Annotated in this window: 8 protein-coding genes; 6 read left to right on the forward strand and 2 right to left on the reverse strand. The window is 42.3% G+C overall.

All coding sequences use genetic code 11. The features are described 5' to 3' along the window. Nucleotides 1–4 precede the first annotated feature (4 nt). On the forward strand, nt 5–628 hold the full coding sequence (locus RMY00_RS30465) for a response regulator transcription factor (RefSeq protein ID WP_322651096.1): 624 nt from the start codon (nt 5–7) through the stop codon (nt 626–628). A gap of 213 nt (nt 629–841) precedes the next feature. Here the strand turns inward: RMY00_RS30465 and RMY00_RS30470 are convergent, their stop codons facing one another. Both RMY00_RS30470 and RMY00_RS30475 read right to left on the reverse strand, forming a co-directional pair. Then, entirely contained in the window at nt 842–2,146 is a 1,305-nt protein-coding gene (locus RMY00_RS30470; protein WP_322651097.1) for an MFS transporter, read from the reverse strand. Nucleotides 2,147–2,200: 54 nt separating this feature from the next. Further along, complete coding sequence (locus tag RMY00_RS30475; protein WP_322651098.1) at nt 2,201–5,005, reverse strand: TonB-dependent siderophore receptor; 2,805 nt, start codon at nt 5,003–5,005, stop codon at nt 2,201–2,203. Between the two features lie 1,310 nt (nt 5,006–6,315). On the opposite strand from RMY00_RS30475, the gene RMY00_RS30480 reads away from it, so the two are divergent. The 5 genes from RMY00_RS30480 to RMY00_RS30500 all read left to right on the forward strand — a co-directional run. After that, the gene (locus RMY00_RS30480) at nt 6,316–10,770 is read left to right on the forward strand and encodes an acyltransferase domain-containing protein (RefSeq protein WP_322651099.1); all 4,455 of its coding nucleotides are present in this window, start codon (nt 6,316–6,318) and stop codon (nt 10,768–10,770) included. Between the two features lie 92 nt (nt 10,771–10,862). Further along, the gene (locus RMY00_RS30485; protein WP_322651100.1) at nt 10,863–15,590 is read left to right on the forward strand and encodes a type I polyketide synthase; all 4,728 of its coding nucleotides are present in this window, start codon (nt 10,863–10,865) and stop codon (nt 15,588–15,590) included. 1 nt (nt 15,591) lies between these two features. Next, nucleotides 15,592–19,644, forward strand: a complete 4,053-nt coding sequence (locus RMY00_RS30490) for a beta-ketoacyl synthase N-terminal-like domain-containing protein (RefSeq protein WP_322651101.1) — start codon at nt 15,592–15,594, stop codon at nt 19,642–19,644. Next, a complete protein-coding gene (locus tag RMY00_RS30495; protein WP_322651102.1) occupies nt 19,641–24,227 on the forward strand; it encodes a non-ribosomal peptide synthetase in 4,587 nt (1,528 codons plus the stop codon). Before RMY00_RS30490 ends, RMY00_RS30495 begins: the two co-directional genes overlap by 4 nt. Then, nucleotides 24,224–25,865 (forward strand): condensation domain-containing protein (locus RMY00_RS30500; RefSeq protein ID WP_322651103.1); only part of this gene is annotated, 1,642 nt, incomplete at its 3' end. The genes RMY00_RS30495 and RMY00_RS30500, both read left to right, overlap by 4 nt.

Genomic DNA, 25,865 nt, shown 5'->3' on the forward strand with positions numbered 1-25,865 from the left:
TGTCATGAGTCTAGTCATTCGCGTTCTGATTGTTGAAGATCATGCCATAGTTCAGCAAGGATTAGCAGCCATCATCAATGAAGAATCCGATATGACTGTTGTGGGTCAAGCCAAGGACGGGATTGAGGCGATCGCGTTATTTTGCCAAACGCAACCCGATGTCACCCTCATGGACTTACGAATGCCCCAAATGGGAGGTGTTGAAGCGATTAGTACGATTTGCGCCCAATTTAAAGCAGCTCGCATCATGGTATTGACGACTTATGACGGAGATGAGGATATTTATCAAGGGCTACGGGCAGGGGCAAAGGGATACCTGCTCAAGGACTGTAGACCTTGCGAATTGCGAACCGCTATTCGTACCGTTCATGAGGGGCAGCAGTATATTCCACCGCATGTTGCTGCCAAATTAGTACAGCGCATGAATCATCCAGAATTGAGCCAGCGTGAGTTAGAGGTGCTTCAATTGGTGGCACAGGGTATGAGCAACCTGGAGATTGCTACTGCTTTGAATGTTAGCGAAAGCACGGTCAAATCAAATATCAACCGGATTTTAAGCAAGTTAGGGGCTAAAGATCGCACCCAGGCAACCATTATCGCTTTAAAGCGAGGAATTGCTAGCCTTTAGTTTCATTATTTCAACTTAAGTTGAAATAAATCTGAACTTAAGTACAGTTGAATCTGAGTACTTCAGATCGCTCATTCTTAAAGCTCTATTTCACGAAGCTTTATTCTATGCATCTTCATAGAGAACTGGTATAAGTATCATAAGCTACAAGCCTTTTAGCGATCGCTCTTCTTTTAAAAACTTTTTGGTTTACTGTTCTTTGCTTCCACAATATTAGACCTGAATCCTTACGAATTTGGAAATCATTAAAACGCTAATTATGGCGAGTGCCAAACTGATTGCGAAGACTCCCCAATAACCAGTTGCCTGGGCAAGAAAGCCACTAATTGCAGCTCCAACAATACTACCAAAGATGCCGACTGATGTTTGGATTGTATAATCGGTGCCGGGCGATTCTGACCTGGCTTTATCCATCATTATGGTGAACGTAGTTGTGCCAATCATACCACCAGCAAACTCTGTGCTAACTACCACAAAATAAAGAATAAATAAACTAGTCACACCAAATGCAGGAATTAGATAAGCCGCCATACTCATTGCCCATAGTAAACTAAATATAGTTAGTGAACGCTTTCGTCCCCAAGGAGCAATCAGAAAACCTGCGATAATTCCGCCAAGTATCGCAGCAACAGTATTTACAATTCCCATCAACCAACCAATATCTGCTAGAGAAAGCCCAATATCCACCAGCAAAGGACGAAACATAGTACCTGCCATACTGCTGCTTGCTGAATACAACAGTAAGACCAACAACCAGTTCCTCATACCTGGACTACGGCAAAAATTGATAAATATTTTAAAGTAAGAAATAGGAAGTAAAAAGTTGGTACTAAGGGTGATAGTAGGCTTGGTAACAGATGAAGATACAGCAGATACCCGATCTGTGAGATTTGTGTATCGCTCATTTATGGCATTATCTAATGCAATTTGTTTGTTCTTTACCTCCTCTCGATGCCAAAAAAGTGGTATCAGTGCGACAAACATTATTACTGCCAAAATTTGCAGACTGGCTGTCCACCCCCAATAATTAAGCAAAATTAGCATTCCTCCTCCACCGATAGCTGCACCAAGAGATCCACCCGCACTTTGCACTGCATTCCCTAAACCTCGTTCATGCGGCTCTAGTAAACTTACAGCCAGAGCATCGGTAGCAATATCTTGACTGGCACTAAATAAACATATGATTGTCATACAGACCAGCAACGCATTAAAGTTGTGTTCCACATCAAGCCAAGCACTAACAGCAGTGATGGAAGCAATCAGGATTTGAAAACAAATAATCCAGAAGCGATAGTGTCCCCAGCGTGTAAAACCATAGCGGTCAATCAAGGGCGACCAAAGAAATTTCAATGTGATGGGAAGCGAAAGCAATGGCAGTAAACTAATCGCTTCCAAAGAAAGCCCCTTTTGACGCATAAACACAGGTAAAGCCTGGTATAAAAACCAAAATGGCATGAACTGTGATAAATACAAACTACCGAGCAACACAAATTTTTTTAAGCTTTTAATGCTAATCACAACAGATAAAGTCCTGTAATGTTGAGTGCAACTTTTGTTGGGGGAGAGTTTTGGCTAGAACTGCACTGAAATTGAACCAATCACAGTAAAAGGCTCCCCTGGGTAGATACCGCTGATTCTGCTGAAAGGCACACCAGTAATATAATTGACATCAAAAACATTCTTGAAGTTGAGAGCAAACCGCCAATTATCTCGGCGATAAAAAACAGCTGCATTGGTGAGAAAGTAACTGTCTAGGTTAAAAGTGTTTTCCAAGTCTCCTTCACGTTCGCCGATAAAATTAAATCCCACTCCAAAGCCTAAACCTTGCAAACTACCACTTTGTAACTCATAGGTCGTCCACAAACTAGCGCTATTTCTGGGAACACCTGTAAGTGTATTGCCAACAATAGATCTATCAGTGTCATCTGTAATTTCGGCATCTGTGTATGCGTAGGAGGCAATAATATTCCATCCTGGTAAAATTTGCCCGCTAATATCGAATTCAAATCCTCTACTTCGCTGCTCACCTGTTGCCACTGAAAAGCCTAACCCAGGAAAATTCGGGTCTTCTGTAGCAACATTTGTTTTAGTAATGTCAAAATATGCCAAGGTGGCAAAAATTCGACCTTCTAGTAATTCAGTTTTAATTCCGATTTCATAACCTTCACCTCGTTCCGGTTCCAGTGGGCTTCCATCGACACTAAAAACATCAACGTTAGGATTAAATGATTGTGAGTAGCTCCCGTAAAGGGAAACTTGTTTGATCGGTTGATAAACAATTCCTATCCTTGGAGTCAAAGCATTGCTGAATTGACTGGTGTCATCGCCAGAATTAAAAAATGCTGGCTCGTTTTGTACTTTTTGATTTACAGTTTCATAACGCAAACCTGCTAGTAATTTGAAATTGTCAAAAAAGGCAATCTCATCTTGGATATAAATACCGAACCTATCTGTTGTAGATTTACTATCGAAGAGTAAATCGTTTAGCTCTGGCCTTGGAGAACTGTCGTAAACTGGATTGAAGACATTAATTGATACTGGGTTAGAAAAATTCGATCTAGCAAAACTAGTAGAGTTGTTTCGATTTAAATCAACACCAAACAACAGAGTATGTTTTATCGAACCTGTAGCAAATTTACCAACTACATTTGTTTGTAGAGAATAGTCATCCGAATTGAAATCATCATAAGCGTATACACGAGTCAGATCGCCAGTGGTCTCATCAAAGGCAATTGGAATCGTCAATCGATCGCTAAAGACACTACTTGTTGCATATCGAAATGCATTGCGGATTGTCCAGTTATCGCTAAAACGATGTTCTAGGCTATATCCGGTATTGACGAAATTACGCTCGATGTAATCGTCTGGTTCATTGAGAACGCGATCGCGAGGCAAATCGATTACTCTGTCCCCAAGGGCAACCAAACCGGTATCTTGTGGTCGTCTGCGGTATGAATACTGCAAATCAATGGTTAGATTTGTGCGATCGCTAAACTTCCAAGTTAAAGCAGGTGCGAGAAAGAATTGCTCAAAATTCTGGTCAAAATCTCGAAAACCATCACTATTTAGATACGCCAGATTCAATCGATAAAACTCTTGTCCGTTCGTAGTCAGCGGCCCAGAAATATCAATCCGGGGTCGAATCAAACCATAGTTGCCAAACTGTAACTCTGCCTCATAAAAAGGTTCTGTCAAAGGCTTTTTGGTAACAACATTAACGATCCCACCAGGCTGAATTTCTCCATACAGCACTGAAGCCGGGCCTTTGAGAACTTCGATACGCTCTATATTTGCTGTTTCTGGAACCTCTTGAAAATCGTATTGCCTGAAGCCATCAATCAAGACAGGAGCATTATCAAAACCTCGAATAGTGTATCTAGCTTCCGAGCCGGTATCAAAACCACCAGAAATAACATTACTGACGTTGTTTAATGCCTCATCCAACCGAATTATTTGTTGATCCTCAATCACCTTTTCAGGCACAACTTGAACTGATTGAGGAATATCGAAGATACGAGTGTCGGTTCTAGTACCAGTCGTAGCGTTGGATGCGTTATATCCATCTTGCTCGCCAGTTACCACTAGTTCAATTGGCTCATCAGTCTCAGCAGTTGGTTGTTCTGGTTGAGTTTCGCCCTCTGATTGTGGTGGAGTTTCACCTTCTGATGGTTGTTGAGATGAAGGCGTTTGTGCTGTTTCTGGCTCTTGTTGCGGCTGTGCTTCAGGCGTTTGTGCTGTTCCTGGTTCCTGTGGAGCAGTAGTAGAAGTTGGAGTTGTTACAAAGCCAAAAATTAAACCCTCGTCACTGTCAAATAATTCAACTTTTGGCAAAGCTGTCTCTCCTATTACCGCTAACCGGATAGCGTTCGCATCTTGGTTACTAACCGTGATTTCTGTAATTCCTGCAACTGGTTTTTCCTGGCGGAATACATTACCCCCAGCTAGCCGCAGTTGAGTATTGGGAATATCGGCAATATATGCACTACCCTCGCTTTTCGGTAATACTTGTAACTTGTCTCCTGAAGGAGTTTCTAAAATTACCTCTACACCTTGAGCAGTAGGATTAACCCGGACTCCAGTGATTTGTATAACTTCTGATGAACCTGCTTGGCTAAGTTTAGACGACTGCTCTAACATTTGAGCATTGGTCAGCGGTTGGATTATCTCACTTAGTGGCCGAATTTTTCTACTTGGTTCTACAGCCTGGCTTTTAGAAAGTTTGGGTGGTGCTTGGTTGGCACTCTCACCAGTTTCAGTATACGAAAAAGAAGATTTTACCTCTTTCTGTGCGATCTGCTCTCCTTGGACAGGAGTTGCAATTAACATGACAACTGAGACGGTGAACAAAAAGCTGTGAACGAATTGCTCTGGTTTCATTACTTTCCTCATGCTCCATCGCGTCATTCATTGTTGGTTAATGACACGACTTTAAATAATTGAAATTTATTAGTGTTAAATTTGCAAGTTAAATAATTTTATTGCAAACAAGTTTCATAAACAAGCCAGATTTATAAATTATACTTTTTGTCAATTTCGTCAAAAATTTATTGAGTAGTAAAAACTAGTAATAAAATCTACAGGTAAGTTATTTTTAATACATTTTTAAAAAAGCTACAGTAAAAAAACTCTTTTAAATCAATACTATAAAAGTTTTATACTGAGGTTTTTATAATACCTTGTTTTTCTATTAAATCAGCCAAACAACATATCATAAAACGGTTACATTTTAGTCATCAAGTTTTAGTAATATAATTAAAAAAAATATTTTATAAACATATTGATATGTAATTATTATAATAAATCTATTGCTAAATGCAACTATTTCCCATTAATATTGGCTGAGGTTAATTGAAAAAAATTGCAATTAATGCATATAAATTTTGTCTCTAACCTTGTAATCGTTGGTATCAAACAATGCTAGTACTGAATAAAATCAAGGCATTAATTAGGTCATCAGTGACTTATGAGGAGTCTAATGTACCATAAGCAGCCGCTATCAAAAGTTCATAGAGCGTGCTCCCAGGATGTATCTTTAAAGTTTGAGCATTAATTATGTATCAACAAAAAGCAGGTGCTGATCAAGAAGTGTTTGATATCTGTTGTTCTATCAAAACACCAGTTAGGAATCAAAATGAAACTAGTAGTTCGCCAAGGAAACTTTGCGTTGTGGTCAGCAGAGGAGCGGAGGGGCAGAGGGGCAGGGGGGAAAGACTTACTGCAATTGTTCTCCCCTGCTCCCTTGCTTACCTCCACGTAGCAATTTTGGGTTGGTACACTACTAGAAACCAGTTAGGATATATCGCTGACTCAAATCTACAATGCGGTCAAATCGAATATTACCCATTAAAGCTTAGAGTTTTGGGCAATCGCAGTCAAACTAAAATCAGACATTGCAAGTATGTTATGCAAGTATAGAACTGTGAGGAAAATACTAGATTTATTGAATGATGCGATTTCCAGAGCCTCAACTTGTAGTTCACTTCCCGCAAAACATATCCCTATGTCTAGCTTTCGGTATTACATAGTCAGCATTGGCTGAAAACAAATACTGAAAATAACTTCAGCAACAGCTTGAAGAATTTACTAATTTAAGAAATCTATAACTCAAAAGCGTGAAGGAAATATTTTCACTGATGAACAGTTGAAAGTAGCATTTCTCAAGCGTCTTTTGATTTTAAAGCTACAAAATGATGTTTGAGAAAAGTGTAAAATCCATTCAAGGTTGGTTAGTTTCGCAGCTTGCATCTCTACTAGAAACTACTTTCCAAAATATTGATCTTGAAAGTAGCTTTAGCGACTATGGACTTGATTCAGTTAGAGCAACTAATCTGATTGAAAACTTAGCTACTGAGTTAGGGTGTCAGTTATCTCCTACTCTCATCTGGGAATATCCTAATATTAAAACTTTGGCTGGTTATCTTGCTGGGACTCCAAATCGTCAGTTAGTTGGCAGTAATAATAGGCGCAAATCTCAGAAATTAGCCACTGAACCAATCGCAATTATTGGTATTGCCTGCCGCTTTCCCCGCGTTCAAAGCACTGCTGCTTTTTGGCAATTGCTTAAAGATGAAGTAGATACTATCAGCGCGTTGCCTGCTGAACTTTGGCGCAAAGATACTTTTAATAATGACGCGAGCAGTAACCGTTGGGGTGGCTTTCTAGACGACATCGACAAATTTGATGCCAATTTCTTTGGCATTTCTCCAAAAGAAGTCGTTCAGATCGATCCTCAACAGCGTTTGATGTTGAAACTAACTTGGGAAGCATTAGCAGATGCCGGGCTGCCAGTTGAAACCCTCAGAAGAAGTCGTACTGGTGTGTTTGTGGGAGCAATGTGGGCTGACTATGCAAATCTCATCAAACAAGCAGGGTTAATTGCCCAACATACAGCCACTGGCCAAGATTTAAGTATCATTGCCAATCGCATTTCTTATATTTTTGGTTTCCAAGGAGCGAGTTTAACGGTAAATACAGCTTGTTCATCTTCCTTAGTAGCTGTTCACCTAGCTTGTCAAAGTCTACGTTCAGGAGAATCTACCCTGGCATTGGCTGGTGGTGTCAACTTAACGATTGACCCTAATAGTACCTCAATCATGTCCAAGTTTGGGGGTTTATCTGCTGAAGGCCGCTGTAAAACTTTTGATGCGAATGCCGATGGTTACGTTCGAAGTGAGGGCGCAGGGATAGTTGTCCTAAAACCTCTTTCCTTAGCATTGGCTGCGGGCGATCCCATCTATTGTGTCATTAGGGGTAGTGCAGTCAACAATGATGGTTTCAGTAATGGTTTGACCGCTCCTAATCCCAAAGCTCAAGAAGGTTTATTGCAAGATGTATACGAGCAAGCTGGTATTAACCCCAACCAAGTACATTATGTTGAAACCCACGGTACTGGAACAAAATTGGGAGACCCAATAGAAGCTAAAGCTTTAGGTGCAGTTTTGAGTCGCGATCGCCCTGTAGAACGTCCGTTAATTTTAGGTTCCGTCAAAACTAACATCGGACACCTCGAAGCTGCGGCAGGTATAGCTGGATTGATCAAAGTTGTTCTAGCCATTAAACACCGACAAATTCCACCCAACCTTCATTTTCACCAACCCAATCCAGAAATTCCTTTTGACGAACTACATCTAAAAGTACAAACATCTTTAACTAACTGGCCTTATCCAGAGGAGCCAGCTTTGGCTGGAGTAAGTTCCTTTGGTTTTGGAGGAACTAACTGCCATGTTGTAGTTCAAGAATTGCTCAACATCTCGGCTTCTCGTTTTCCCTTACTAATTCCTCTAGCGGCAAACAGTGAAAAAACACTTCAGTCTCTCTGCCAAGAATTAAAAGTTAAATTACAAACCCCTAAATTGCCATTAAAAGAACTCATAGCTTTTGATCAACTTGATGGAAGTCACAAATTAGCTATGGTTGTTGATTCCCACACTAGAGCCGCAGAATATTTAGAGAATTTTCTGCAAGGTAAAAATTCCACGGGATTATACAAAGGCACTGAAACTCGCGATCGCCCGATTGTGTTCGTGTTTTCCGGGCAAGGATCGCAATGGTTCGGGATGGGCAAGCAGTTGTTAGAGAGTGAACCTGTATTTCGGGCGACTCTAGAACAGTGCGATCGCTTAATGCAGCAATATGTAGATTGGTCTTTGCTAGAAGAACTTACCGTCTGGTTTGAGGAAAAATCTCGGCTGAATGATATTGATGTGATGTGGCCGATTCTCTTTGCCATTGAAGTTGCTCTAGCATCTTTATGGAAACACTGGGGTATTAAACCTGATGTTGTTGTTGGTCACAGTATAGGAGAAGTTGCAGCTGCTCATGTAGCTGGTATTCTCAACTTGTCTGATGCAGTGCGGATTATTTATCATCTTAGCCATAATGCTGCTATTTTGAGTGGTTCGGGAGCAATGGCACTTGTAGGACTTCCTTGGGAAAAAGCCAAAGCAGCCACCTTGTCTTATGAAGGCAGTGTTTACCCAGCTATTGACAATAGTCCTATTTCAACTGTCCTTTCAGGCAACCAAGCAGTATTAGAAACATTATTAGCGCAACTACAACGCGATAATATTTTTGGACGACTAGTTAAGACGAATATTGCCGTTCATACTCCACAGATGGAATCTTTAGATGTTCCGTTGTTGGAAATTCTTCAAGATATCAAACCTCAACCAGGTGAGACTTTGATGATTTCAACATTGACTGGTACTCCATTGGATGGGCATCAGTTTAATGCATCTTACTGGGCAGGTTTGCTGAAAAAACCAGTATTATTTTCTCAAGCCATAGCTTATTTGTTAACAAAAGACTTTAACACTTTTTTGGAGGTAAGTCCACATCCGATTCTGGTGCCAGCGATTCAACAAACCTTACAACATTATGGTCAAGAAGGCACAGTGCTAGAGTCCTTACGCAGAGGCAAAGAAGACCGATATGTGATTTTACAATCTCTCGGTCAGTTATACACTTTAGGAAAATCTATCCGTTGGCATCATGTTTACAATCAACATTTTGAGACAAAGATTATAGATTCTCAGAACTCTTTACTCACGAGTCAGCCTCAAGTTCAGATTTTTTCACTCTCAGCTCAAAATCCCGCAGCACTTAAAGATTTAAGTAAAAAGCTATATATTCAATTAACTGAACAAACTCAGATATCTCTTAATGACCTTTGTTACAGTGCCAGCCGCCGATGGAGTCATCTTAACCACAGATTAGCTGTAGCGATCGCATCCATTGAGGAGTTAAAACAATACCTGAATTTGTTTGCACAAGACAATTTAGATAGCACTTGCGACTTTATTTGGGAGAATCGTCGGCGACAAGATACATCTGTAGTTTTTGTGTTTTCCGGTCAAGGTTCTCAATGGCCGACTATGGGACAGGAATTGCTTGGTGAAAGTGTGTTCCAAGCTGTCTGCCAAGAGTGCGATCGCGAGTTCCGGCGTTATCTCAATTGGTCTGTCTTGGAGGAGATACAAAAACCAGAAGATGAGTCTCGTTTAGGGGAAACGGCATACGCACAACCAGCAATTTTTACCATTCAAGTTGCTTTAGCCGCCTTATGGAATTCTTGGGGAATTATTCCCAAAGCAGTTGTAGGCCACAGTTTGGGAGAAGTAGCGGCGGCTTATGTAGCCGATATCCTAACTCTTGCAGATGCTGTGCAGATAGTTTTTTACCACAGCCAATTGATGCAACAAACAACAAGTCGGGGGAAAATAGTTTTTCAGGAGCAATTAACCTCTCTTGTCCAAAGAATTAAACCACAAGAGCCGTCAATTCCTATTTTCTCAACAGTGACAGGAAGTGCTTATAAAGTTGGCGACTTTAATGCTAACTACTGGATTGAAAACATCAAAGAACCAGTGTGCTTTGCACAAGCAATCAGCGCGATCGCCAACGAAGGTTATGACATCTTTGTTGAGATTGCACCTCATCCAGTTCTTTCTCAATCAATTATTCAGTGCGTCCCAGAGAAGCAAGTGATTACACTTCCCTCCCTGCACTTTAACCAAAGCGATCGTACAGTGATGCTGAAATCTCTTGGACAACTTTATACATTAGGACATCCAGTTAATTGGCTCCAACTCTATCCAACTCCAGGAGGGTTTATTAGTCCACCCTCATACCCTTGGCAAGAACAACGATATTGGTTTGAGGAAAGCAATCCTCCGTCCACACCACAAAAAATTGTTCCTAAGGAGCAAGAATCTGTTTTCCAAAAGCAACAAGCCTCCAAATTACCACAGTTACAACTAATTCCAGAGAGCGATCGCTTGGATTTTTTAATTACCCATATTCAAACAGAAGCTGCAAAAATTTTGGGTTTGCGTTCTGGACAATTACCAGATATAAAAATTGGCTTTTTCGCAATGGGTATGGATTCTTTAATGGTTGTGCAATTAAGAGATAGATTAAAAACTACTCTGGGATATTTTGTTTCTGCAACTGTGACTTTTAATTATCCAACCATTGAGGCTCTCGCAGGATATTTTGCCAAGGAAATATTTTTTGTTTCAGGAAAATCTAATGATTTATTAGGCCAAAATGAAAATTATTTGGAGACAAATGCTACTATGATAGAATATTTTTCCGAAGCAGAAATAGAAGCATTATTACTCAAAAAATTGCAATCTTTTTAAAAAAGATAATTTTCCATAATTCAAGACATTTATATAATTTCTATAAGTGCAGAATAGTCTGATATGTATTAATAATTAGTAGTAAAATTGAGATGGATCAGATTTCAGAACGCTTCTCACATTTATCTCCACTGAAACAAGCATTTCTCAAATTAGAAGAAATGCAATCTAAGCTTGAGGCTATGGAGCGAAGACAAAATGAGCCAATAGCGATTGTTGGTATGGCGTGCCGATTTCCGGGAGGAGCCGATTTAGAATCTTTCTGGCAACTATGCAAAGATGGAGTAGATGCTATTAAAGAAGTACCATCAAATAGGTGGGATTTAAATATCCATTACGATTCAAACCCTGCAAGTGCTGGTAAGATTTATACCCGTCGAGGGGGATTTTTGGAACGGGTAGATGAGTTTGATGCTGCCTTTTTTGGAATTGCTCCCCGTGAAGTTGTCAGTTTAGACCCTCAGCAACGGCTGTTACTGGAGGTGAGTTGGGAAGCTCTGGAGAATGCATCTCAAGCACCAGACAAACTGCACAACAGCAGTAGTGGCGTGTTTATAGGGATAAATAGCGATGACTACAAACAACTTCAGCTGATGTCTGGCGATGCTACTAACTTAAATGCTTATACTTTTACAGGCAACACTGCCAGCGTCGCAGCAGGTCGCTTATCTTACTTTCTAGGTTTACAAGGGCCTACCTTAGCCGTAGATACAGCCTGTTCGTCATCTTTAGTAGCAGTCCACCTAGCTTGTCAAAGCTTGCGTAACGAAGAATGCCGCCTTGCCTTAGCTGGCGGGGTAAATTTGATGTTATCAGAGAATTTAAACATTGTTCTCTGTAGAATGCAGGCTTTGTCCCCTGATGGTTACTGTAAAACTTTTGATGCCGAAGCCAACGGTTATGGACGGGGAGAGGGTTGCGGGATAGTAGTCCTTAAACGTCTTACGGATGCCATAGCGGATAATGACAACATCCTAGCTGTGATTCGAGGCACGGCAATTAACCATGATGGTCGTAGTAGTGGACTGACAGTTCCCAATGGATTAGCCCAGCAAAAACTGATTAACACTGCCCTTGCTAATGGTCGGGTAGAACCTGCACAAATCAGTTATGTAGAAGTCCACGGCACAGGCACAGCATTGGGAGACCCCATAGAAGTTGAAGCTTTAGCAAACGTATTAGGCAAAGGGCGATCGCCAAATCAGCCCCTAGTCTTAGGTTCTGTAAAGCCTAACATTGGTCATTTAGAAGCAGCAGCCGGGATAGCTGGTCTAATCAAAGTCGTACTAGCAATGCAACATAGGGAAATCCCGCCGCATCTGCATTTGAAAAAGCTAAATCCTGCGATCGCCTGGGAAGAACTTCCCGTTGCGATTCCCACTGATCTAACCCCTTGGCCTTCAATAGATGGTCAACGCCGCATTGCGGGAGTCAGTTCCTTTGGGATGAGTGGCACCAACGCCCATATAGTCTTAGAGGAAGCAGGAGAACTGGGGAGTCAGCATCGTAGGGCGACTGAAACGTTTGAGCGTCCGCAGCATATTCTCACTTTATCTGCCAAGAATGAAATTGCTTTGCAGGAATTGGCTCAACGCTACTGCGATTACTTAACAGCCAACCCCACAGAATCCCTAGCAGATATCTGTTTTACAGCCAATACAGGGCGATCGCATTTTGAACATCGTTTAGCCATAGTAGCTGATTCGCTATCGTCTTTACACCAACAGTTAGAAGCCTCAGGAGTTGATGAGTACTCAGTAAAAAGCGAGCATCCACACAACAGAAAAATCGCATTTCTCTTTACAGGACAAGGTTCCCAGTACATCAACATGGCACGGGAACTGTACCAGACTCAACCGACATTCCGCGCTTGCATAGATCAGTGCGAACAAATTCTACGTCCCTACTTAGAAACATCATTACTGGATGTTCTTTATCCTAGTGAAACGGCAAATGCCAAATTAGACCAGACAGCTTACACCCAACCAGCCTTGTTTGCGGTGGAGTATGCCCTAGCTCAATTGTGGCAATCTTGGGGAATACGGCCGACAATCGTCATGGGTCATAGTGTAGGAGAGTATGTTGCTGCCTGTATTGCCGGAGTATTTAGTTTAGAAGATGGGTTGAAACTGATTGCCGAGCGGGGACGGTTAATGCAAGCTTTGCCGTCCGGGGGTGAGATGGCAGTGGTATTTTCCGACTTGAAGCAAGTAACAACAGCCGTAGCTCCTTATGCTGAACAAATCTCCATCGCTGCGATTAATGGCCCGGAGAGCATTGTAATTTCGGGTAGGTGTGAGGCAGTCCAAGCAGTACTAGCTAAACTAGAAGCAAAAGGAATCGAAACCCGACAGTTAAAAGTGTCGCACGCTTTTCACTCTCCTTTGATGGAACCGATCCTAAATACTTTTGAGCAAATTGCAGCTCAAGTTAAATATTCATCTCCCAAGATTGCGCTGATTTCCAACGTCACTGGCAAGTTGACAACAGGAAAAGAGATTGCTAAACCTGGATATTGGAGTCGGCACATTCGAGATACGGTAAGGTTTTCAGCCAGTATGCAGACTCTGCACGAGCAAGGCTATGAAATATTTATCGAAATTGGTCCAAGTCCCGTACTACTGGGGATGGGTCGTCAGTGTTTACCAGAGAATAACCAGGTTTGGCTACCTTCATTACGCAAAAAACATTCTAATTGGCAGACTTTACTCAGTAGTGTAAAAAATTTGTATTTGCGTGGTGTTGAACTGGATTGGAGCAGATTTGACAAAAACTATCCGCGCCACCGCCTACAATTACCAACCTATCCATTCCAGCGATCGCACTATTGGATTGAATCGGTTAAATCGGCACAGACAGCGACACTTGCTCCTGATAAAGATTGGCTTTACGAAGTGCAATGGCAGCCAAAAACTCGCATGGCAGCAGGATGGCAGAGAATGCAACCAGAACAACCCGGTAGTTGGTTAATTTTTGCTGACCGGGGTGGTGTAGGTTTAGCTCTAGCATCTTTGTTTGAGAAGCAAGGCGAAACCTGTTTCATTGTATTTGCTAGCGAAGCCGATAAAACTTCCCAGCCAGGACACAAGCAGATCGACCCAAGACAGCTGGAAGATTTCCAAAGCTTGTTGCAGGAAGTATTAGCAAGCGATAATCGCCCATCCTGCCGGGGAGTAGTGCATCTATGGAGCCTAGATAGTACAGCCACCGAAGTAACGACAATAGATTCCTTAGAGACAGACCAAGACCGCAACTGTGGCAGCATTCTTCATTTAGTACAAGCTCTTTGCTCAGTAAAGTTTCCCCAGTTGCCTCGTCTATGGTTAGTAACTCAAAATACTCAACCCATAGAGGTAGACTCATTAGCAGTAGCGCAAGCACCAATTTGGGGACTCGGCCGGGTTATAGCCTTAGAACACCCTGAAATGTTCGCAGGGCTAGTAGATTTAGGAAATAGTGCTTCCTTAGAAGCAGCAGCCCAAATGCTATTCGAGGAGCTGAGGAATCCAGAGGTTGAGATGCAGGTAGCACTCCGCGATACACATCGGTTTGTAGCTCGTCTAGTCCCCAGCCAAGGCGAGAAAGTGCAAACAAAGTCTTTCAGGATTCAAAACGATCGCACTTACTTAATTACCGGTGGTCTGGGCGGCTTAGGATTGAAAGTAGCTCAGTGGCTAGTAGACCAAGGTGTTCGTTACTTGGTACTAGTAGGACGTAGTGCTGTTTGTGCCAACATCCAAACGCAGTTGCTCTCACTCCAAAACCAGGGAGTTCAAGTCCTAGTAGCTCAAGCAGATATCTCTCAAAAGGTTGAGGTAGAAAGAGTTTTTGTAGACATTAGCAAATTCCCCTCTCTAGCAGGCATTATTCATATGGCAGGGGTTCTTGACGATGGCGTACTGCTCAAACAAGATTGGAACCGCTTTGTGAAAGTCATGGCTCCAAAGGTAGCAGGAGCGTGGAACCTACACACTCAAACCCAAGATATGCCTTTAGACTTTTTGATTAATTTTTCGTCGGCGGCTTCCTTACACGGTTCACTAGGTCAAGGTTCTTATGCCGCAGCTAACGCCTTTTTAGATACTCTGGCTCACTATCGGCAATTACAAGGATTACCAGCCTTAAGCATCAACTGGAGTTCCTGGGATGAAGTCGGAATGGCAGCAACGATGGCTAGCCGCGACCAACAGCGATGGACAGATGCAGGTGTAAGTTTTATTGCCATAAAGCAAGGTTTGCAAGTTCTAGGACAACTACTTAAACAAAAACTTCCTCAAATTGGCGTACTGGCGGTAGATTGGTCGAAATACTTCAAACTATTTCCTAGTAATTTTACATCTTCATTTCTGTCTGAGATAGCTAGCGAAACTCCATTAACAACGCAATATCAACAGGCGGAAATTTTACAAAGGTTAAAAAAGACTCCTCCAAATCAACAGAAAAATGCTTTAATTTCTTATATTCAAAATAAAGTCGCTGCTGTTTTGAGACTTGATGCCGAGTTAATTAAGCCCAATGTTGGCTTTTTTGAGATGGGTATGGATTCCTTAATGGCTGTTGATTTAAAAAATATTCTGCAAAAGAGTTTAGGGCATAATCTAGATTCAACTTTAACTTTTGAATACCCAAATATTGAGTCTTTAACCGAATATTTACTGAAAGAGATTATTTTAGTTGAATCACTTCCCGATTCTCAGAAACAATCTGATCAAAACACCGAAGAACAGGCAAAAATCTTGGCACAAATCCAAGAATTATCTGAAGAAGAATTAGCAGCATTAGTTGATAAAGAGTTAGAAACATTAGGTATAGGAAATTAACGTGAGCAGCACTTCAGAAAGCATTAATCAACTATCTCCATTACAACGTGCGGCTTTAGCTCTCAAAGAAATGCGCTCTAAACTTGATGCCATTGAGAAATCACAGAGTGAGCCGATCGCGATCGTTGGTATGGGTTGCCGATTCCCTGGTGCCAAAGATATAGAATCTTTTTGGCAGGTATTGCGTGATGGTGTAGATGCCACAACAGAAGTGCCTGCCTCAAGGTGGGATACAGATGCTTTCTACGACCCCAATCCAGAAACTCCGGGCAAGATGTATGTGCGACGGGGTGGCTTTTTGGATGGTGTAGAAGAGTTTGATGCTGAGTTTTTCGGTATCTCTCCTAGAGAAGCAATCAGCTTAGATCCACAGCAACGGCTATTACTGGAGGTAGGTTGGGAAGCTTTAGAAAACGCAGCTCAAGCACCAGAAAAGCTCAACGGTAGCTTAACTGGGGTATTTGTTGGGATGTGTAATAACGACTATGTCCAACTAGAAGCTTTCTCTGCACCGAGCAACATTGATGTTTACACAGCCACAGGTAGCATTAACTTTGGTGTTGGGGCAGGTCGTTTAGCTTATATTTTAGGACTGCACGGGCCGACATTAACTGTAGATACATCTTGTTCGTCGTCTTTAGTCACAGTTCATCTAGCTTGCCAGAGTTTGCGTTCGGGAGAGTGTAACTTAGCCTTGGCTGGTGGAGTCAACTTAATGCTGTCACCCATCACCACTATTGCCATGTCTAAAGTCAAAGCTTTAGCTGCTGATGGCCGTTGCAAGACTTTTGATGCTGCCGCCGACGGTTATGGGCGAGGAGAAGGATGTGGGATGATAGTTCTCAAACGCCTTAGTGACGCAGTTGCAGACGGCGATCGCATCCTTGCCCTAATTCCAGGAACCGCCATTAACCATGATGGGTGTAGCAGTGGACTGACGGTTCCCAATAGTCTCTCCCAACAGAAAGTGATTCGTGCTGCTCTCAAAAACGCCAAAATAGAGCCGACTGAAATTAGTTATGTAGAAGTCCACGGTACAGGCACAGCTTTGGGCGACCCGATTGAAATTCAAACATTAAAAGCCGTGTTTGCTAAAGAACGTACAGCAGCACAACCTCTAATGATTGGTTCAGCAAAGACGAATATCGGTCATCTAGAACCAGCAGCCGGGATAGCTGGTCTAATTAAAGTAGTGTTGGCAATGCAGCACCAAAAAATTCCAGCACACCTACATTTCAAACAGCTGAATCCTCATATTTCTTTGACAGGGACTTGTCTAAAAATTCCTACCGAACAAACTCCCTGGTCTGTAGCAGCAGGACAACGTCGCCTAGCTGGGGTGAGTGCTTTTGGTATGAGTGGAACTAATGCCCATGTCATAGTTGAGGAAGCACCAGTCAGAGAATTGGAGCGATCGCTAGTTAAACGCCCGATCCATCTATTAGCACTATCAGCTAAAAGCGAGACAGGATTAAAAGAACTCACAACTCGCATCACAAATTACTTAACAGCCAACCCCACAGAGTCACTAGCAGATATCTGTTTTACAGCCAATACAGGGCGATCGCATTTTGAACATCGTTTAGCCATAGTAGCTGATTCGCTATCGTCTTTACACCAACAGTTAGAAGCCTCAGGAGTTGATGAGTACTCAGTAAAAAGCGAGCATCCACACAACAGAAAAATCGCATTTCTCTTTACAGGACAAGGTTCCCAGTACATCAACATGGCACGGGAACTGTACCAGACTCAACCGACATTCCGCGCTTGCATAGATCAGTGCGAACAAATTCTACGTCCCTACTTAGAAACATCATTACTGGATGTTCTTTATCCTAGTGAAACGGCAAATGCCAAATTAGACCAGACAGCTTACACCCAACCAGCCTTGTTTGCGGTGGAGTATGCCCTAGCTCAATTGTGGCAATCTTGGGGAATACGGCCGACAATCGTCATGGGTCATAGTGTAGGAGAGTATGTTGCTGCCTGTATTGCCGGAGTATTTAGTTTAGAAGATGGGTTGAAACTGATTGCCGAGCGGGGACGGTTAATGCAAGCTTTACCGTCCGGGGGTGAGATGGTGGCTGTGTTTGGCAGTGAAGCGCAAGTGTTAGCCGCAGTAGAATCCGGCCAACAAATTGCCATTGCTGCGGTTAACACTCCTGGGAATGTGGTAATTTCCGGGGAGAGTGCAGATATCCGATCTTTAGTATCTAAACTGGAAGCTTCAGGAGTTGAGACTCGGCAGTTAAAGGTATCTCACGCTTTTCACTCTTCTTTAATGGAGCCGATGCTGGATGATTTTGAACGGATAGCAGCTGAGGTTACATACTCACACCCCAAGATTAGTTTAGTTTCCAATGTCACCGGGCAACTAGCTGAGGGAGAAATTGTTGCTAGTGCTGATTACTGGTGTTGTCATATTCGGCAAACTGTCAGGTTTGCTGCAAATATGCAGACTCTACACGAACAAGACTGTGAAATATTTGTAGAGATTGGGCCAAACACCACCTTAATTGGTATGGGTAAGCAGTGTTTACCTCAAGGTGTCGGCATTTGGTTGCCTTCTTTAAGGAAAGGACAACAAGACTGGCAAGTGTTGTTGCAAAGCTTATGCACGTTGTACGCCCAAGGTCAAGAGGTTGATTGGGTTGGATTTGATTGCGACTATCGACGTTATCGGCTGTCGCTTCCTACCTATCCTTTTGAGCGACAACGATACTGGACTAAAGCTGTTAAGCTACAGCCTCAAGAATCGCTCCCATCTTTACCAGAAATAGCTCATCCTTTTTTGGGCAAACGCCTGCAATCTCCACTCCAGCAAATTCAGTTTGAGTCTCTATTCAGCATTGATTCACTGCCGCTTGTGCGCGATCATCAAGCCTATGGGATACCACTGGTTAATTTTGTAATTTATTTGGAGATGGTTTTTGCTGGGGTAGTGGAAGCCTTTGGTACGAAACCTTGTGTTTTGGAAGATATATTTATTTTTCAGGCTCTACTGTTACCTGAAAAAGTAGCTCGTACCGTGCAGTTGATTTTATCTGAAGATTCTGGCAAACTTTCTTTCCAAATTTTTAGTCTTACAAATGAACAGACAGCTTGGACGCTCCACGCTGCGGGAAAAGTTGTGATCGCTAAAACAAAAATAGCCGCCTCTAGTCGAAAATGCATTTCTTTAGAAAAAGTTCAGGCACAATACGACAAGGAAATTTCCAGAACTGAGTTTTACCAGATTATGGCAGAGCGGGGAATATTTTTAGGGACAAGTTGCCAAGCCTTAGAGCGAATTTGGGTAGGTAATGGACGTGCGCTAGGGGAAATACAACTTCCCCAAACAGCAGAGCTATTTGATAACCGATATCATCTGCCGTTGGCAAGTATGGATGCTTTATTCCAAATTGCTATCCCTTATCTGACTAACCAACCTCATAATTACCTACTTTCAGGTTGTGAGAACTTGCAATTTTATGGTTATTCAGGAAACCGATTGTGGTGTGAAGCTATTGTTCGACTTGGTGACGGGCAAGAAAATTACCAGGAAACAGTTTCCGCAGACATCCACCTATTTGATGAAACTGGACAGCTAGTAGCAGAAGTTGTCAATACACAACTAAAGCGTGTAAGTCATGAAATTATCCAACGTGCTACTGAAGCAGGTAAAAAAACCAGCTTCAATCCAACCGCCACCCAGCAAATTAAAAAAAACAGTCTGTCTAGAGAAAAACTCCTGGCTGTTGAACTAGGGAAACGTCAGCAGATGCTAGAGATATATCTTTTAGAAGGGCTGGCCAGTTCACTACAACTGCCATTAGCTAAACTCAACCCGCAACAGCCACTCGCTTCACTGGTTGATTCTCTAATGATTTTTGAACTTAAAAGGCGAATTGAGGCCGATCTCCAGGTGCGAGTGCCAATGGAGAAATTCTTTGGCGAAAACACCATCGCTCATCTAGCCGAATTATTACTTGAGCAAATCACACTAGCCAACCTCATCCTATCAAACCCCTCATCCACTGATAGCAGTGCAAATATGGAGGAAATTTCACTATGAGCTTATATAAACTTTTATCTGAACTCTCTGAGCGAGGGGTGAATTTGTGGGCTGAGGGCGACCAACTACGCATTCGTGCTCCTCAGCAAGCACTGACACCAGAACTACGTAACTCACTAGCTGAGTCTAAAGCTGAACTTCTATTGTTATTACGTCAGAATAATATAGTAGCTAATAATACTGATTTGCCAGTGGTTGTGCCATGTTTAGCACAACGGCACGAACCTTTTCCTCTCACCGATATGCAGCACGCCTTTTGGGTAGGCCGTAGTGGTATCTTAGAGCTTAGCAATGTTGCCAATCATGGTTATTACGAAATTGAATGTATTGATTTAGACCTAGAACGGTTGAATCAAGCCTTGCAAGCATTAATTGAGCGTCACGATATGTTGCGGGCTATAGTCTTACCCAGCGGTCAGCAAGTGATTCTTGAACAAGTCCCTTTTTACGAAATTGAAGTTTTAGATTTGAGAGGACAAGACGATGCAGTTGTCGCCTCGGCGATCGCGAATATTCGTGAGCGGATGTCTCATCAAGTGCTGTCGGCTGACCAATGGCCAGTGTTTGAGTTGCGAGCCACACGTTTAAATGGGCAACGCATCCGTCTGCATTTCAGCTACGATTTGCAGATATTTGATGCCTGGAGTATGTTTCGTTTTTTTGACGAATGGTATCAAATTTACCAAAATCCTCATGTGGAATTGCCACCTTTAAAACTTTCATTTCGGGATTATGTCTTAGCAGAGCAAAAACTGCAAGATACAGAATTATACAAGCGATCGCAAGAGTATTGGTTCAATCGTTTAGATGACTTACCCCCAGCCCCTGACTTACCGCTAGCAAAAAATCCCAAAGAAATCAAACAACACCAAAATCAGCGTTATCAAGGACGATTAGAGCCAGCTGATTGGCAACAATTAAAGCAACGAGCTGCTCATGCTGGTTTAACTCCCTCTGGAGTTTTGCTAGCTGCATTTGCCGAAATCTTGACTATTTGGGGGAATCCGCGATTTACGATTAATCTTGCCTTATTTAATCGTCTGCCATTGCATCCCCAGGTCAACGACATTCTAGGAGACTTTACCTCCGTAACCTTATTAGCTGTTGACAATTCTACTCCAGAGCCATTTAGCGATCGCTCTCGTCGGCTACAACAACAACTCTGGCAAGATTTAGAACATCGCTATATCAGTGGAGTGCGTGTAACGCGGGAATTGGCTCGCAGACGGGGTAAAGCTCCCAGTGCCATGCCAGTTGTATTCACTAGCACTCTGGGTTTTAGCTCTCTTGGACAAGAAACATTGACCTTTAGTCATTTTGGGGAATTGGTCTATGGTATCAGTCAAGCTTCCCAAGCTTGGATGGATATTCAAGTTTGGGAAGATCAGGGAGCATTGACCTTCAACTGGGATGTGGTCGAAGAACTTTTCCCAGAAGGATTGATTATCGATATGTTTGAGGCTTATTGTCGTTTCCTCGAACAACTAGCAACTTCTGAATTAGCTTGGACTCAGACGAATCGACAATTAATTCCTCCTGCTCAATTGGCGCAACGGGAAGTGATTAATGCAACTACCGCACCAACACCCGACAAACTGCTACATACTTTGTTTGCGGCGCAAGTTCAACAGCAAGGAGGGGAACCCGCCGTTATTTCATCCGAGCGTACCCTAACTTACCAAGAGCTATACACACTTGCCAATCAAGTCGGTCATCGACTGCGGCAACTAGGGGTTATGCCTAACCAACTGGTAGCTGTGGTTATGCAGAAAGGATGGGAGCAAATTGTGGCTGTCATGGGAATTTTGGCTGCTGGTGCGGCTTATGTTCCCATCGATCCCGGATTGCCACAACAGCGCAGAGAATATCTTCTAGAAAATAGCCAGGCCAAAATCGTTCTGACTCAATCTTGTTTGGATAAAAAATTGGCATGGTCGTTGGAAATACAGCGTTTGTGCATAGATACAGAAACATTCGCCAACGAGAACAGCCAACCACTGCCACCAGTGCAAACGCCTGACGATTTAGCTTATGTAATTTACACCTCTGGTTCCACTGGCTTGCCCAAAGGAGTAATGATTACTCATCGCAATGTCGTTAACGTACTTGCCCACACAAACCAACGGTTTAATATTAATTCTCAAGACCGCATCCTAGCTTTAACGGCTTTGAATCACGATTTGTCTGTTTATGACATATTTGGTCTTTTAAGTGCTGGCGGTGCAATTGTGATGCCCGATGCTTGTGCAGCCAAAGATCCGGCTCACTGGGCTGAGTTGATGGTGCGGGAAAAAGTGACACTGTGGAACTCAGTACCCGCAATGATGAAGATGTTGGTGGAATATGCAGAGAATCAATCTGTGACATTATCAACAAGCTTGCGTTTGGCAATTCTAGGCGGTGATTGGCTTCCAGTTTCCCTGCCTACCCGTCTGCAAACTTTAATACCAAAAGTACAAATACTCAGCATTGGTGGCCCGACAGAAACAACTATTTGGAATATTGGTTATTTGATTACAGAGGTTAACCCAAATTGGAAAAGTATTCCTTATGGGAAACCGATGGCAAATGCCAAATACTACATTTTGAATGAAGCTTTAGAAGATTGCCCTGTTTGGGTTCCCGGTCAAATGTACTGCGCTGGAGTCCAAGTTGCTAAGGGTTATTGGCAGGATGAAGAAAAAACTGCTGTGAACTTCCTCACCCATCCCCGCACAAAAGAACGTATTTACCGTACAGGCGACCTCGGTCGTTATTTACCTGATGGCAACATTGAATTTTTGGGGCGCGTGGATTTCCAAATCAAACTCCGGGGATATCGTATTGAAACAGGAGAAATTGAAGCGGCTTTAAAACAGCACCCAGATATTAAAGATGCAATAGTCACTGCTGTCGGGGAGTCAGAGCAAAATCAACATCTGGTAGCTTATGTGGTTCCCAAGCAAGATCAAGTATTAAGTTGCTTGGAAACGGAAAGTGCAAACGCTGAGAAATCTCAGCTAATTTGGCAATCTCTGGTACAAGCAGGACTGCAACAAGCTGAAAATAGTTTTTGGGAAGCAGATGTTCCCACTTTCGCTGCAATATGGGAATACCAAAATTATCTATACACTATTTCAGTGTGTCGGGCGTTGAGAAAGCTTGGTGTTTATAACTCACCAGGAGAGAGGTATGACGTAGATGATTTAATGTCTCGATGTCAAATTGCTCCTCGCTATCAAAAATGGTTAAATCGGGCTTTGCAAATATTGGTTAAAGAAGGTTGGTTGCAGCAGCAGGGAAAAGTTTTTACCAGTGTTGTGGAATTACCAATTGCGGTGTTTCAAAAACTGTCAAAAGAAATTCAGATAAATCATGGGTTTACTAAAACCTGGATGGATTTAATACCTGATGCTCCTTTTGAGGACTTAGCAGATATTATTACCGAAAAAATCCATTCGGCAGAAATTTATGTCTCCGAAAAGACTCGCGAGATATACAAAATCATGTTCGCTGATTGCAATGCGATCGCAAGCGAAATGATTGCCACAATGGTAAAAAACCTAGAGCCAGGAAACCAACTACGAATTTTGGAAGTTGGAGGTGGTTATGGTTCGACTACAGAACATTTACTGCCCCTATTACCATCAGAAACTACCTACATTTTTACCGATATTTCGCAGTTCTTTCTCCAGCAAGCTCAAGAAAAATTTGCCAACTATCCTTTTGTGAGCTATGACATTTTAGACCTGGAGAAAAATCCTGTCGAGCAAGGTTTTGAAGCACATTCCTTCGATTTAGTTATTGCGGCAACTGTTATCCATAACACTCAATATATAGAGCAAACACTGAAAAATATTCGCTCATTGTTAGCTCCCAATGGTTTACTTTTGGCAATTGAAAAAACCCAATTTCATCCCTCATTTGATTTGAATATGGGACTACAGCAAGGGTTTGAACGCTTTGATGATCGAGAACTCCGCTCAGAACATCCAGTGCTGTCAAAAGAACAATGGCAGAAAATCTTAGCTGCTTTGGAATTTACAGACAGCGTTTTTATGAACCAGTCTGGTTCTATTGCTGATTTAATTGGGTTTGATGTTTTTGTTGCTCAAGCACCATCAACTGTGCAAAGTTTTAAACCTAAAAAGTTACGTGATTTTCTTCAGACAAAGCTGCCTGAGTATATGCTGCCTGTTGAATTTGTCCTTTTGGATACTTTGCCACTGACAGCAAATGGCAAAATAGATCGTCGTGCTTTACCTGGGTTACAAGGTTTGCGATCGCCAGTGAAAGCAGCTTATGTCATGCCGCAAACAGAAACAGAAAAAATCGTTGCTGGTATTTGGCAAGAAGTTTTGCGAATAGAGAAAGTGGGTATTAACGATAATTTTTTTGAACTGGGGGGAGATTCTCTACAAGTTACTCAAGTTGTCTCGCGGGTACATGAAAAATTCCAGATCAATATACCCATGCAAAGTTTGCTGCAAACTCCAACTCTAGCTAGCTTGGCGAAGTCCATTGACGAGATTAATATCACAGCTCAAAAACTCCAAGCTCCCATCGACAAAGCATTAACTAATCGCGTGGAAATTGAGTTATGAAATCTATTCAAGAGTTTTTATCCTATATTAGTAATCTAGACATCAGGCTTTGGTTAGATGGCGTTAGCGGAGCGCCTCTGGAAGAGGTTCGTTTGCGGTGTAATGCCCCTCAAGAAGTACTGACACCGATTCTGCAAGCACAAATAGCCGAACGCAAAGCTGAAATCATCCAATTTCTCAAACAAGTTAATTCTGCTGCTAGTTCAACTGTTGAAGCGATTCAACCAGTTCCACGGGACGCAAACCTACCCTTGTCCTTCGGGCAACAAGGACTGTGGTTTATCGATCAATTGGAAGGCGGTAGCGCGGCTTACAATCAGATATTTGCTATCCAAATCACAGGATTGTTGAATGTAACTGTTTTGGAGCAAGCTCTTAACGAAATCGTACAGCGTCATGAAATTCTCCGCACTACATTTAAGAGTGTAGATGGACAAGCCTTCTGTGCTGTCGCTCCTCAATTGAATTTGCAACTATCGATAGTAGATTGGCAGCATTTATCTAAAACCGAGCAATGGCAAGAAGCCCGGCAGTTATCTGTAGCCGAATCTCAGCAGTCTTTCAACTTAGCACAGGGAATATTACTGCGAACCACACTGCTGAAATTCGCTTTAGAAGATTACTTGCTGATATTTACGATCCATCACGCGATCGCAGATGCTTGGTCGAGTGCGATTATTATGCGAGAACTAAGCGCACTCTACGAAGCCTTCTCTCAAGGTAAGCCTTCACCTTTACCAGAGTTACCTATTCAGTATGCTGACTTCGCTAATTGGCAGCAACAAAAGTTGCAAAAGTCAGATTTTCAAACACAACTGAACTATTGGCAGCAAAAACTAGCTGGTAATCTCCCCATCTTACAATTACCAAGCGATCGCCCACGCCCAGCTGTTCAAACTTTTCGAGGAGCCACTACTACCATCAAAATTGGGGCAGATATTACCCAAAAGTTGAAAAAGCTCAGTCAGCAGGAAAAAGCCACTTTCTTCATGACCATGCTAGCAGCTTTTAAAACGCTTCTTTATCGCTATACTGACCAAGAAGATATTTGTGTTGGTACTACCATTGCCAATCGTCATAACCGCGATTTGGAATCACTTATTGGTTATTTTCTCAATACTCTTGTGATGCGTACCGACTTGTCGGATAATCCGTCTTTTCGAGAGTTGTTAGGGCGGGTGCGGGATGTCGCTTGGGAAGCATTTAATCATCAAGATTTGCCTTTTGAACTTTTGGTAGCACAATTACAGCCAAAGCGTGATTTAGCTTATACTCCGCTATTCCAAGCCATGTTTGTGCTAGAAAACGTATTAACAGAAGAAGTTAAAATCCCAGGATTGACCCTTAAATTTTTAGAAATGCCAACGGCAACAGCTAAGTTTGATTTAACCTTATCAATAAGGGAAACTGAGCAAGAGTTGTTAGCAAAATTTGAATATAATACTGATTTATTTGATGCCGCTACTATTAATAAAATGGCAGCATATTTTGAGAATTTGCTTTTGGCGATCGCGACAAATCAAGAGCAACGTCTTAGCGAATTACCTCTACTAAGTGTAGCTGAACGGCATCAGTTATTAGTGGAATGGAACAACACAAAAGTAGAATACCCAAACAGTTGCCTACATGAGTTATTTG

Source organism: Nostoc sp. ChiVER01, from assembly GCF_034531155.1.
Taxonomy (GTDB): Bacteria; Cyanobacteriota; Cyanobacteriia; order Cyanobacteriales; family Nostocaceae; genus Nostoc.

Coding starts and splice junctions, on each gene's coding strand:
- RMY00_RS30495 (WP_322651102.1), top strand. CDS start 19,641: ATGAGCTTATATAAACTTTTATCTGAACTCTCTGAGCGAGGGGTGAAT.
- RMY00_RS30485 (WP_322651100.1), top strand. CDS start 10,863: ATGGATCAGATTTCAGAACGCTTCTCACATTTATCTCCACTGAAACAA.
- RMY00_RS30465 (WP_322651096.1), top strand. CDS start 5: ATGAGTCTAGTCATTCGCGTTCTGATTGTTGAAGATCATGCCATAGTT.
- RMY00_RS30475 (WP_322651098.1), bottom strand. CDS start 5,005: ATGAAACCAGAGCAATTCGTTCACAGCTTTTTGTTCACCGTCTCAGTT.
- RMY00_RS30480 (WP_322651099.1), top strand. CDS start 6,316: ATGATGTTTGAGAAAAGTGTAAAATCCATTCAAGGTTGGTTAGTTTCG.